Annotated in this window: 11 protein-coding genes; 4 read left to right on the top strand and 7 right to left on the bottom strand. The window is 62.2% G+C overall.

The features are described from left to right. Positions 1-173 precede the first annotated feature (173 nt). Entirely contained in the window at positions 174-704 is a 531-nt protein-coding gene (locus VJX68_RS17095) for a pyridoxamine 5'-phosphate oxidase family protein (RefSeq protein WP_324096927.1), read from the top strand. Positions 705-854: 150 nt separating this feature from the next. Here the strand turns inward: VJX68_RS17095 and VJX68_RS17090 are convergent, their stop codons facing one another. Beyond that, positions 855-1,295: a hypothetical protein gene (locus tag VJX68_RS17090; protein ID WP_324096926.1), complete on the bottom strand. Its 441-nt coding sequence runs from the start codon at positions 1,293-1,295 to the stop codon at positions 855-857. 116 nt (positions 1,296-1,411) lie between these two features. Next, on the bottom strand, positions 1,412-2,197 hold the full coding sequence (locus VJX68_RS17085) for an RMD1 family protein (RefSeq protein ID WP_324096925.1): 786 nt from the start codon (positions 2,195-2,197) through the stop codon (positions 1,412-1,414). A gap of 144 nt (positions 2,198-2,341) precedes the next feature. Here VJX68_RS17085 and VJX68_RS17080 point away from each other — a divergent pair, with 144 nt between their 5' ends. Next, the gene (locus tag VJX68_RS17080; RefSeq protein WP_324096924.1) at positions 2,342-3,082 is read left to right on the top strand and encodes a dienelactone hydrolase family protein; all 741 of its coding nucleotides are present in this window, start codon (positions 2,342-2,344) and stop codon (positions 3,080-3,082) included. Positions 3,083-3,096: 14 nt separating this feature from the next. Next, positions 3,097-4,818, top strand: coding sequence for a DUF885 domain-containing protein (locus tag VJX68_RS17075; RefSeq protein WP_324096923.1), 1,722 nt, complete (start codon positions 3,097-3,099; stop codon positions 4,816-4,818). Here the strand turns inward: VJX68_RS17075 and VJX68_RS17070 are convergent. The 3 genes from VJX68_RS17070 to clpP are packed head-to-tail and all read right to left on the bottom strand — an operon-like array spanning position 4,815 to position 8,743. Next, on the bottom strand, positions 4,815-5,597 hold the full coding sequence (locus VJX68_RS17070) for a sulfite exporter TauE/SafE family protein (RefSeq protein ID WP_324096922.1): 783 nt from the start codon (positions 5,595-5,597) through the stop codon (positions 4,815-4,817). The genes VJX68_RS17075 and VJX68_RS17070 overlap by 4 nt on opposite strands. 9 nt (positions 5,598-5,606) lie before the next feature. After that, positions 5,607-8,114, bottom strand: coding sequence for a heavy metal translocating P-type ATPase (locus tag VJX68_RS17065; RefSeq protein WP_324096921.1), 2,508 nt, complete (start codon positions 8,112-8,114; stop codon positions 5,607-5,609). 26 nt (positions 8,115-8,140) lie between these two features. Further along, the gene (gene clpP / locus VJX68_RS17060; protein ID WP_324096920.1) at positions 8,141-8,743 is read right to left on the bottom strand and encodes an ATP-dependent Clp endopeptidase proteolytic subunit ClpP; all 603 of its coding nucleotides are present in this window, start codon (positions 8,741-8,743) and stop codon (positions 8,141-8,143) included. Between the two features lie 20 nt (positions 8,744-8,763). Between clpP and VJX68_RS17055 the strand changes: the two genes are divergently transcribed. After that, positions 8,764-9,291: a cupredoxin domain-containing protein gene (locus VJX68_RS17055; protein ID WP_324096919.1), complete on the top strand. Its 528-nt coding sequence runs from the start codon at positions 8,764-8,766 to the stop codon at positions 9,289-9,291. A 1-nt stretch (position 9,292) separates the two neighbouring features. On the opposite strand, the gene gltX is transcribed toward VJX68_RS17055, so the two are convergent. Beyond that, positions 9,293-10,738 (bottom strand): glutamate--tRNA ligase, encoded by a 1,446-nt coding sequence (gltX, locus tag VJX68_RS17050; RefSeq protein ID WP_324096918.1) that lies wholly within the window; start codon positions 10,736-10,738, stop codon positions 9,293-9,295. A gap of 2 nt (positions 10,739-10,740) precedes the next feature. Next, entirely contained in the window at positions 10,741-12,270 is a 1,530-nt protein-coding gene (guaA, locus tag VJX68_RS17045) for a glutamine-hydrolyzing GMP synthase (RefSeq protein WP_324096917.1), read from the bottom strand. Between the last annotated feature and the right edge of the window lie 24 nt (positions 12,271-12,294).

Genomic DNA, 12,294 nt, shown 5'->3' with positions numbered 1-12,294 from the left:
CCTCGGTCAAGGACTTGGCCCGCAAGCTCATGCGCTACATCCGTCACTACAATCGCGCACCCAAGCCTATCAAGTGGACTTACCGCGACCCCTCACAGCGCATCAGCCTTGATACCATTTCATCTGTTACAGGCCACTAGCGCGCGGAATCCCCTGGTGAGATTGTAGCCGGCATGAAAACCAAGCGGGCGATACCCAAAGCAAGCCGACCTTACATGCCCGGTTACGGAATCCTTGACGCGCGCGGCGGCCGCGGGCTGTTGCCGTGGGAGTGGGCAGTCCAGCGATTGACGAAGTCGCGAAACTACTGGGTGGCGACGACGTGCCCCGACAGCCGGCCGCATTGCGTGCCGGTCTGGGGCGTCTGGCTCGACGATGCGTTCTACTTCAGCAGCGGTGCAAAGTCGCGCAAGGCGCGCAACCTCGCGGCGAATCCGAATTGCGTTGTATGCCCCGAAGACGGCATCCAGGCGGTCTCGCTCGAAGGCGTCGCCGGGAAAATCGTAGACGTCGCGACGATCCGCCGGTTCGTCGAGGCCTACAACCCCAAGTACCAATGGGACTTGAAGCCTGAGACGGTGCTCGACATGGGACCGATTTTCGCCGTGCGTCCGCGCAAGGTGATAGCCGTCGACTCGACGCCGGGTGAATTTCAGGGCAGCGCGACGCGCTGGCTGTTCGAGCAGGGGGGAACTCAATCGTAGTGAAACCCCTCCGTGGGTTTCACGCTTCCTTGGGCAGGGATGACCCCTGCACCCAGTATTAAGAGAAGATGCGGGACTTCGTCCCTGTTAGGAAGTTTGTCGGGGGGAGATTTTCTCTTGAACCGGTTACGGGTTAGGTTGACCTCAACGTCAAGAACCGTGGGAGCGGGCTGGGCCGCGCTCGCGCACGCCGTTGGCATGGCGCAGGCTCGAGAGCGGGCGATGGCGGCGCATCTGGTAGCGCCGCGACGGCAGATCGCCGATCGTCAGAATCCGCAAGCGGTCGAGCAGGTAGCGCGGTTCGATGCCCAGCGCCGCGCAAAGATTGTCGAAGCTGAAAATATCCGCGCGCCGGGCGCTGGCCCTGCTGCCTTCGAACCAGTTCCTGACTTCGATGAAGTCGCGACGGTGTTCCCGGTCCTTCGCGTTAACGTTCCGCAGGTAGCATCGAATCGCGTCTTCCAAAACGGCGAGCAGAAGTTTCAACTCGCCCTCGATGACGTGATTTCGCCTGACCAGGTCAACGTACTGTCCCGGCAGGAGGAGCCCGGCGTCGAGTGTTTTTTCGTGCGGTGGAGTTTCGTCTGACATCGCATGCCCCCGTTGATACAAGTGCCCGATCGCGCCAGCGCGAGACTGAAATTCGCGCGAGAACGAAAGTACCAGACCAGTGTTTCGACAATGTGAACGCGGAAGGTGTGAAAATCCTACAAAGTGAAGTGGCCGAGACTCAGGATCACTTCGAGCAAAATCAGCAGTGCGACCGCGACTTCGAGCAATACCAGGCGGCGATCACGCGCGACGTCAAGGACCAGCACCAGCGAGTCCTGGATGCTCTGCAGCTTGCTGGTCAGGGCGGCGTAACGATCGACGAGATCGAATTCGTCGCGCAGGTCGTCGTAGATGAGATCCATCGCGGGGTCTTCCCACGCGGCGTCGGGCTTGTCGAGCAGATGGAGGACGGCGAGAACTTCGGTGCGCGACGAAATCGCCTCGCCGATGAAGCGATGCAACGGACTAATCCGATAGGGCACGGTGCCGAGCGTCGCCATCCGATCGACCAACTGCGCGGTCCGCGCGAAGAGGCTGTCCACGATGCGCTCGTAGTATTCCATCGCGGCGCTCTGGCCGACCGTCAGCGCGACGATTCCAGCGCGTTGCGGAGTGAGCTTGTCCACGCGCAGCATCCCGGCCGAGATACCGATCGGCAATGCTGGATCCTCGAGCACGGAGTAGTCCTCGCGGATGATGCGGGTGGTGAGTTTGGGCAGGACCTGGGTGAGGCGTCCGAATATGCGTTCGCGCTGCTCGACCGGAACATCGTGCGTGACGATCGCGCCGAAGGGAAAAATGTAGAGGCCGCCGTCGGACTCGATTGGCACGAACATCTCGAGCGGCGACGTCTTCGCCTCCGGAAATGCAGGCGCAATCTGGCGCAGCGAGAAGTTCTCCTCGAAAGCCACCGCGTAGAATTGATGAGTCCGACTCGGCATTAGCACATCCAGATGCCAATAGTCCCAGTCCCATGCGCGCGATGAAAGCGGTCTCGAATGGCACGGCGGCAGTCAATAGCGCCAGAGATTCCCGCTCTGTGGTATATGGATTTGACTCACCCGCAAGATTTGAAGGAGAGAGCCGTGATCGAAGAAGCAGTTGAGATTGGCATGAGCGACGGGACGGCCGACGGGTTTCTGTATCGGGCAGAAGGCGCGCGCCGCTCGCCGGGCGCGATCCATTTGACCGACATCGGCGGCATCCGCAAGTCGCATCGCGACATGGCGCGGCGGCTGGCCGAGAAAGGCTACACGGTGCTGATGCCCAACGTGTTTTACCGTACGACCAGGCCGCCGGTTATCGACGTCAAGATTGGCCTGGGCGATGAGCGCACGATGAAGCGGTTCGCCGAGCTGCGGGCGCCGATGACCCCCGAGGCCGTCGAGCGCGACGCCACGGCCTATGTAAATTTTCTCGCGGCGCATGATGCCGTGAACGCTGGATCGATCGGCGTCGTTGGCTACTGCTTCACCGGCGCAATGGCGATGCGTACGGCGGCGGCGATGCGCGGCAAAGTTGCCGCGGTTGCCTCGTTCCACGGCGGCGGTCTATACACCGATGAACCCACGAGTCCGCATCTCCTCCTGCCGCGCATCAAGGCACGCCTATATTTCGGACACGCCTCCAATGATCGCAGTATGCCGGGCGAGGCAATCGAAAAGTTCGAGCGCGCGCTCGCCGCGTGGGGCGGAAAATACGAAAGCGAAGTTTACGACGGCGCGTTTCACGGTTGGACGGTGCCGGACGCTCCGATTTACAACGCGCCGCAAGCGGATCGCGCGTTCGAAAAGCTCACCGAGTTGTTCGCCGGCACGCTGAAGTAACGCGCTCACTAGCAATGAAGATAGCTGCTCGTCTTGCGATCGCTCTCGTCGTCTCTTTCTCCACGCCGGCGTTTGCGCAAACCGCGTCGGCGCTGAATCGCGCGTTCAGAAGGCAGGTCGCTGAATTCGTTCAATCCGAGCTGCAGCTCTATCCCGAGCGCGCGACGCGGCTGGGGGATCATCGCTTCGACGATCGCGTCGACGACGTAAGCGCGCATGGCATCGACGAGGTGGTACGTCATGCGAAAAAGTGGATCGCTCTGTTCGGCGCCGACGACCCGAAATATCTTTCGCCCGCGAACGAAGCCGATCGCGAGTGGCTGATGGCTCATGCGGACGGCGAATTGCTGTGGACGGGGCAAGTCCGCAGCTACCAGCGCGATCCTGAGATGTATCTGCCCACGTCGTCGGTGAACGGCCTGATCAAGCGCGAGTTCGCGCCCGCCGAAGCCAGGATGCGTTCCGTGACCGCGCGCGAGGTCGCCGCGCTCAATAATCTCGACGCCGCGCGGAGTAATCTCAAGCCAGCGATGACGCCGAAGGTCTTTGTTGATATCGCGCTGCAACAAATGCCGGCGACGATCGGATTTTTCGACGACGATGTTCCGCTCGCATTCGCGAAGGTCGCCGACGGTCCCGGCAAGCAGGCGTTCGCAAGGGCGAATGCAAACCTGGTCGCCGCGATCCAGGACTACGCGCAGTGGCTCAAGAACGATTTGATGCCGAAGGCGTCAGGCGACTACGCGATCGGCGCCGACGCATATCGGCGAATGCTCAACGACGACGACATGGTCGATATTCCCCTCGATCAACTCGAGCAGGTCGGCGTCAGAGAGCTGGCGCGGTTGCGCGACGAATTTCAGAAGACGTCGGCGCTGATCGATTCAAAACGATCGCCCGCCGAAGTGATGGAGTCGCTGACTCGCGAGCATCCCGACACGGCGCACGTGCTACCCACCGTCGCGGCGGGACTCGCGAACATCCGCGCATACGTCGTGGCGCATCATATCGCCACGATTCCATCGGACGTGCTGCCGATGGTGCGAGAGACGCCGCCGTACGCTCGCGCGACGACGTTCGCGTCGATGGATTCGCCGGGACCGTTCGAAAAAACCTCCGAGGCGTTCTACTACGTCACGCTTCCCGACCCGACGTGGCCCGACGCGAAGAAGGAGCAGCTGCTCGCCTTCTATTCCGCCCCAAGCATTTCAGACACCTCGGTGCACGAGGTTTTCCCGGGGCATTACGTGCAGTTCCTGAACAACCGGCGCAACCTGGATGTCGTTCGCCTGATTTATGGATCGGGCGCGGACATCGAGGGCTGGGGTTTGTACTGCGAGCAGATGATGCTCGATGAGGGCCTGCATAACGGAGATCCGAAATACCGGCTGGCGCAGTTGCAGATGGCGCTGATGCGCGCGTGCCGGTACCTGGTCGGCATCAGAATGCACACGCAGCGAATGACTGTGGACCAGGCTGCCAGGTTTTTCGAAGACAACGCTTACCAGACACCGCACAACGCGATGGTCGAAGCGTTGCGCGGCACCGGCGATCCCGGCTACCTGCGCTATCAACTGGGCAAGCTGATGATCTTGAAGTTGCGCGAGGACGTTCGCAAACAGCAGGGCGCCGCATTCGACCTCGGCAAATTTCACGACGCGTTTCTCAAGCAAGGCGCGGTTCCTATCAGATTGATCAGGCGCGCGATGCTGGGGAACGATGGCCCGCTGCTCTAGCGGACGGCGGCTGCACGAGCCAGCGTCAGCACACCGACAAGCAGCAACACAGCGCTGAAGTACAGGCGCGTGTGGCGTTCCGAGGGAAGCATCTGCGCGAGGCGCGGACCGATCTGCCCACCGAGCACAACCCCGGGCACCGCCCAGATTGCGATCGCGATTATCTGCGACGAATCGCGGCGAAGCACCGAGATTAGCGAGGGACGCATTCGGCCGATCGTCGCGGCGAGACTCGTGAAAAAGATAATCATGACAAGAGAGCCGATCCCTGCGGCGGGCGAACGGCTCGATCGATGACGCAGCACCGATGGCATCGCCAGGATTCCGATGCCGATCGAAATGAGCCCGGTGAGCGCGCCACCCAGCAGCGCGATTGAGGCAGGGACGCGGTCGTGGCGAACGCTGTCACCGGGCGCGGCGAGTGTGCGTCCCGCGATCAGGATCGCATAGACGATGAGAAACGCGCCGAAGAACGCGACGATCAACGCCTGGTTAACTGAGCCTGAAGCCCATCCGCCGACGAGCGCCGCCGGAATCGCAACAAGCAGGTAGCGGCGTACAATGACGCCGTCGAAAGTGCCGTCGCGAAAGTTGCGGATCACACCGCTGCCGAAGCCGAACAGCATCGTGAGCAGCCCCAGCCAAAACGCAACCGGCGCGTCGAGCTTGAGCCACAACAGATAGACCGGAACCCACAGTGTCGCGCCCGACACGCCCGCCGACATCACGAGCGCCCCGATTGCGACGCCGACCGGCAGCAGGAACCAGTATTCGATCAACGCGATGCGCTAGGCGGCGTCGTGCATTGGAGCGTCGCAATGCATGGGTACGGCGGCAACGCCGCAGCTCGCACCCATCCAGCACACCAGCTTGGTGTCGGCGCCGACTTTCTCGGAGTGCATCAGGCAATTGCAATGCGTCGGCATCGCAATCTCGGCGCCGCATTTTTCACATCTAAGTTTCGTTGCCACCGCGGTCTCCTTCGTTTCAGGAAGCTCGTTGAGCGTTTGTGCCGGATTCGAGCGATTCAGCGCAAGTATGCCCTGCCCTGCTTCGATTTCAGCATGCACTGCCGCCAGCTTTCGCGGGCCGGTGATATTGAGCAGAAGAGCGTTGCTGACGACGCTCACGCTCGACAGCGCCATCGCAAGTCCGGCGAGCGCGGGATTCAGCGTGATTCCAAACGACGGATACAGGACGCCGGCGGCGATCGGAATCCCGATCACGTTGTAAAAGAACGCCCAGAAAAGGTTCTGCTTCACCTTGTTCAGCGTCAGGCGGCCGAGCACGAGCGCTCGGACGAGGTCGTACAAGTCGTCGCGCGTCAGCACTACGTCGCCGGTTTCCTTGGCGGCGTCCGTGCCGGAGCCGATCGCGATTCCGATGTCCGCGGCGGCAAGTGCGGGCGCGTCGTTGATTCCGTCGCCGACCATCGCGCTGAACTGCCCCGCTTCCTGGTAGCGCTTGACCAGCGCAATCTTGTCCGCTGGCATCAGTTGCGCATGGAACTCGTCTACTCCCAATCGTGCGGCGACCACCTTGGCGACTTCGGCGTTGTCGCCGGAAATCATCACGGTGCGAATGCCCATCCGATGCAGCGCCGCGATGGCGCCGTGCGCTTCGGGTTTGACGGGATCGCGGAAGGCAAGCACCGCCGTCACTTTGCTATCGATCGCCAGAAACAGCGGTGTCGCCGCGGATGCCGCAATGCGCGCGGCCTCACTGTGCGCGCGAGAATCGACGCTGGCGCCGACTTCAGTCATCAGCCGGTCGTTGCCAAGTGCAACTTGTTTTCCCTGATGCTCGGCGGCAACGCCCTGCCCGGCTATCTCGCGGGAGTTCCCGGGAGTGGACCGCGGCGCGAGGTTTCGCGATTGCGCGCTCGATGTGACCGCTCGCGACAGCGGATGAAGGGATCCGGCGGCGGCGAGCGCGGCAAAAGACAGCGCACTGTTCTCGTCGCCATCGAGTGCGAAGACTGATTCGAGTTCCGGCCGGCCGGCCGTCAGGGTGCCGGTCTTGTCGAACAACATGACCCGGATTCTCGTGATCAGCTCGCGCGCCGAGGCGCGTTTGAACAAAATTCCCGCGCGCAGGCCAAGTCCGCTGCCGACCATGAGCGCGGTCGGTGTCGCCAAGCCCATCGCGCACGGGCACGCGATTACCAACACGGCAGTCATCGCAGTCAGCGCCATCGCCAGACCGGGGCCGAATCGCATCCACGCAAGGAAGGTGAGCGCCGCAATCGCGATCACAGCCGGCACGAATCGCGCGGCGACCGCGTCCGCGACGCGCTGGATGGGAGCCTTGTCGCCCTGCGCGTCCGCAACCATTCTGACTATCTGCGCAAGCGCCGTCTCAGAGCCAACGCGCATCGCGCGCACGGTAATCGCTGCCGCGGTGTTGAGGGTGCCGCCTGAGACCGCAGCGCCGGACGCCTTATCCACCGGCATCGATTCGCCCGTGAGCATCGACTCGTCGATCGCGCTGGCGCCCGCGACGATCACCCCATCGACTGGAATTCTGGAAGCGGGTCTCACCAGCACGATGTCGCCGACGGCCAGCTCGGTTGCCGGTACAACGAACTCCTTGCCGTCGCGCACCACGGTTGCAACGTCGGGCACCAGGGTGAGCAAGGAACGCAACGCAGCCATCGCGCGGCCGCGAGCGCGCGCCTCCAGCAATTTGCCGAAACGAATAAAAAGAATCAGCTCGATAGCGGTGTCGAAAAATCGCGGACCCGCGACGAAGACTTCGGGGAACGTGGTGAGGATCGAGTAGAAGTAGGCGGCGCTTATGCCTAGCGCGACCAGCGTATCCATGTTCGCGGTGCGATTGCGAGCGGCCATCCACGCGCCGCGGTAGAACGTCAAGCCGGCGGTGAACATCAGCGCAGTTGCGGCGACGAGCGTCGCGATCCGCGCGCCGACGCTCTCGCCCTCCTGCAGATACATCACGACCGCGGCGCCTATCGCAGTGGCGATGACCCACGCCAGATTGCGGCGCGCATCCTGGCGATCGAGCGCCGATTCGCCCGCACCGACTTTGCCCGCTTCGGCGACAGCGCTATAGCCGGCGGCCGCCACCTTCGCTTCGATTTTACCGGGAACAAGCTCGTCGCTGACGCGCGCGGTGAGCGTCTCGGCGGCGAAATTTACATGGGCGTCGACCACGCCGGGAATCGGCGCGACGGCTTTTTCGATAGTGTCCGCGCAATTCGCGCAATGCATGCCGCGAATTCGGAAACGTTCGATCTTTTCGTGGGCCGGGCTTTCGGGAACGTGTTGCGCGTCCATGGCCGAGCGCAGCAGCCCGGCGCCGGCTACAGCGACGCCTTGATCGGCCGGCCGGAAATCACTTCGTCGATAAGTCCGTACTCTACCGCCTGCGCCGCGGACATGAAGTTGTCGCGGTCGGTATCCTTCTCGATCTTCTTGGAATTCTGACCGGTATGATGGGCAAGAATGTCGTTCAGGATTTCGCGAAGACGCAACGCCTCACGGGCGTGAATCTCTATATCGCTCGCCTGTCCCTCGAACCCGCCGGATACCTGATGAATCAGTATCCGCGAATGCGGCAGCGCGTAGCGGCGCCCCTTCGCTCCTGCAGCCAACAGGAGCGATCCCATGCTGGCCGCCTGCCCCACGCATAGCGTCGAGACGGGCGGCTTCACGAATTGCATCGTGTCATAGATGGCCAGGCCGGCAGTGACGGATCCGCCGGGCGAGTTGATGTACATATTGATTTCGCGCTCGGGATCCTCGGACTCGAGGAACAGGAGTTGCGCGGTGACCAGGTTGGCAAGGTCGTCCGTCACGCTGCCGCCCAGGAACACGATCCGGTCCTTGAGCAGTCTCGAATAGATGTCGTACGAACGCTCGCCACGGCCGGTCTGCTCGACTACGTATGGTACAAGTACACTCATATTACAAAGGTACTATTTGGATGAGTAACTGGGAAGTACCGCGCGAAATTCGACTGCGAGTCCTGGTGACGGTGCTGGCAATGTTGCCGGGGTTGATTGGCCTCGCGAGCGCCGCGGCGCCCCCGATCGACAAGCACTATTATCTGCCGGATGCGGCCGCGTCGAACATCGTTTCCGTCGCGAAAACGGGCAACCCCGAGGCGGAAGTGATTGTGTTGACCGAGGCGGTCGCGATCAAGGAGACAGGCCCCAAAGAGACCATCGCGACATTCGGCGAGGTTTACGCGTTCTCGCCGACGTTCATCGCGATTCGCCGCGAAGTGCCGACGATGCTCACGTTCTGGAATCTGCAGCCCGACGACGAGCACGACTTCATGCTTGCTGCGCCGGACTCGACCGTCCTGATGCATTTGAAGCTGGAGCCGCTGACGAAGACGTCGTACATCTTCACATTTCACAAGGACGGAATCTTCAACTTCTACTGCGCGGTGCATCAGCCGGAGATGAACGGACAAATCCTGGTGCTGCCACCCACGAGTACGAAGTAGTCTAAGCGGGCGGCTCGATTCCAGCGACGGCGGCGTTCAGTCGGTCGACGGTGCGGCGTTTACCGAGCACCGCGATCACCTCGTAAATCCCCGGACTGACGGTGCCGCCCGTTAGCGCGACGCGGACGGGCTGCGCGAGTTGCCCGAGCTTGAGATTGAAACGCGCAAGGACAGATTCGAAAACCGCCTGCACCGACGCCTCGGAAACTTCGCCCTCGTGCGACTCAATTTCGGCAGCCAACGCGCGCAATGGTTCCGTGACTTCCGGCTTCAGGAATTTCGCCGCCGCCTTCGGATCGATCTCAATGTTGTCTTTCAGGTAGAACGACGCGAATTCCACCAGTTCGACCAGCGTCTTGGCGCGCTCGTGCAGCGTCGCGACCGCCTTTTCGAGCCACGCATCGTCGCCCGGAATCGGCCAGCCGCGTTGCGCGATAAATGGCTTGATCTCAGCGACCAGCTTAGGCAGCGGCCGTTCCTTCAGGTAGTGGAAATTAAGCCAGAGCAATTTTTCGGCGTTGAACACGCCGGCTGATTTTCCGCACGCCTCGAAGCCGAAATAATCGATCAGTTCATCCTTCGAGAAAATTTCCTGGTCCCCGTGCGACCATCCGAGGCGAGCCAGGTAGTTCAGCATCGCCTCCGGGAAATAGCCCTTCTCGCGATACGCGATCACCGAAGTCGCTCCGTGCCGCTTTGACAGCGGAGACCCGTCCGGCCCCAGCACCTGCGGCAAATGAGCGAAGGCCGGCGGCGTGAATCCGAGCGCGTACGCCATCTGCATCTGCCGCGGAGTATTCGACACGTGATCGTCGCCGCGCACGATGTGCGTGATGCGCATATCGACGTCGTCTAGGATGCTCGCGAAGTTGTATATCGGCGACCCGTCCGAGCGCACGATGATGAAGTCGTCGAGCTCGGCGTTCTGAAAGACTATCCGGCCCTTCACGAGATCATCGACGACCGTCTCGCCGTCCAGCGGCATCGCGAACCGGATCGTGTAGTTGCGATCGCCGGATTTGTCCGGCAGCGGCAGGTCTGCCTGGAAATCGAGCCCGCGGCATTTGCGATCGTAAACCGGCCTGCGACGCTCGCGCTCGGCCTGCTTGCGCTTGGCGTCGAGTTCTTCCGCCGAGCAGTAGCACGGATACGCCTTGCGCTCGCGCAAAAGTTTCAGCGCGGCTTCACGATGCAGCTCGACGCGATTGGTCTGAAAGTATGCCACGTCGGGTGGGCCCTCGTCCCAATCCATGCCGAGCCATTTCAAGTCGGTGAGTTGTTCCTCGAGCGACTGCTTTGTCGAGCGTTCGCGATCCGTGTCGTCGATGCGCAGAATGAACTGCCCGCCGTTGTGGCGGGCGTACAGGTACGCGAACAGCCCCGAGCGGACATTGCCGATGTGCAGCGAGCCGGTCGGGCTCGGCGCGAAACGTGTGCGAACCGCCACAGTCACTCCCACTCGATCGTCGCCGGCGGCTTCGACGTGATGTCGTAAACGACGCGATTGACGCCCTTGACCTCGTTCGTGATTCGGCTCGACACGCGCGCGAGAAACGCCGGCTCCAGCCGCGCCCAATCCGCCGTCATCCCGTCCATCGACTCGACCGCGCGAATCGCAATCACGCTTTCGTAGCTTCGCCCGTCGCCCATCACGCCGACCGTCTTGAGCGGCAACAGCACGGCGAACGCCTGCCACAGTTTGAGTCCGAAGCCGGCGGCCGCCGTTTCTTCCATCACTATCGCGTCCGCGCGCCGCAACAGATCGAGCCGCTCGCGCGTGACCTCGCCGACGATTCGCACCGCCAGCCCCGGACCCGGAAACGGTTCGCGTTCGACGACTTCCGCCGCCAGCCCGAGCTGCCGCCCCACTTCGCGCACTTCGTCCTTGAACAACTCGCGCAACGGCTCGACCAGTTCCAGGCGCATCCGCTCCGGCAATCCGCCGACGTTGTGATGGCTCTTGATCACCGCCGACGGTCCCTTGAACGACACCGATTCGATCACGTCGGGGTAGAGCGTTCCCTGTCCGAGAAATTTCGCGCCCTTAACGACTTCCTCGGATTCAAACACGTCGATGAAGGTATGGCCGATGATGCGCCGCTTCTGCTCGGGGTCCAGCACGCCCGCCAGCCGCGACAGAAAAAGTTCGGACGCGTCGGTCACCTTGAGATCGATCCCGAGCTGGCCGGCGAACACATTCTCCATCCGCTCGCGCTCGCCCGCGCGCAGCAGTCCCGTGTCAACGAATACGCAATGCAGCCGCGAGCCGATCGCGCGATGTATCAGTGCGGCCGCCACGGAAGAATCGACGCCCCCCGACAGTCCCATCAGCACCTTGTCCGTCGGCCCGACCTGCTTGCGGATCTCCGCGAGTTTCGTCTCGACAAAACTCGCCATCGTCCAGTCGCCGCGCTCACCGCAAATTTTCAGCACAAAGTTGCGCAGCACCTGCGTGCCGCATGGTGTGTGCACCACCTCGGGATGAAACTGGATTCCTCGCAGGCGCCCGTCGCGCGACTTGAACGCCGCATACGGCGAGTTGTCGCTATGCGCGATCGCGCACAACGAGCCCGGAATCGCTTCGACCCTGTCGCCGTGACTCATCCACACGCGATGTTCGCGCCCGCTCAGCCCCTCGAACAGCGTATCGTCGCCGTCGATCACGAGCGTCGTCGGGCCGTACTCGCGCTGCCGCGAGCTCACGCTGCGCGCGCCCATGTGCTGCGCGATCACGTAAAGCCCGTAGCAGATTCCGAGCACCGGGCAGCCAAGATTCAGCACCTCGTCGGCGATATCCGGCGCATTCTCTTCGTACAGACTCGCCGGTCCGCCGGAAAGAATTATTCCGCGCGGATTCATTGCGCGGATTTTCTCGGGCGCAAAGTTGAACGGATGGATTTCGCAATAAACGCTCGCTTCGCGCACGCGCCGCGCGATTAGCTGCGTGTACTGGCTGCCGAAATCAAGAATCACGATCACTGTACATTGAAATATAGCGGACGC

The organism is Binatus sp. (SeqCode) (genome assembly GCF_035272065.1).
Taxonomy (GTDB): Bacteria; Desulfobacterota; Binatia; order Binatales; family Binataceae; genus Binatus.
The sequence above is the reverse complement of the archived record's forward strand: the minus strand, read 5'-3'. Positions and strand labels throughout refer to the sequence as shown.

Coding starts and splice junctions, on each gene's coding strand:
- VJX68_RS17095 (WP_324096927.1), top strand. CDS start 174: ATGAAAACCAAGCGGGCGATACCCAAAGCAAGCCGACCTTACATGCCC.
- VJX68_RS17090 (WP_324096926.1), bottom strand. CDS start 1,295: ATGTCAGACGAAACTCCACCGCACGAAAAAACACTCGACGCCGGGCTC.
- VJX68_RS17085 (WP_324096925.1), bottom strand. CDS start 2,197: ATGCCGAGTCGGACTCATCAATTCTACGCGGTGGCTTTCGAGGAGAAC.
- VJX68_RS17075 (WP_324096923.1), top strand. CDS start 3,097: ATGAAGATAGCTGCTCGTCTTGCGATCGCTCTCGTCGTCTCTTTCTCC.
- VJX68_RS17065 (WP_324096921.1), bottom strand. CDS start 8,114: ATGGACGCGCAACACGTTCCCGAAAGCCCGGCCCACGAAAAGATCGAA.
- clpP (WP_324096920.1), bottom strand. CDS start 8,743: ATGAGTGTACTTGTACCATACGTAGTCGAGCAGACCGGCCGTGGCGAG.
- VJX68_RS17055 (WP_324096919.1), top strand. CDS start 8,764: ATGAGTAACTGGGAAGTACCGCGCGAAATTCGACTGCGAGTCCTGGTG.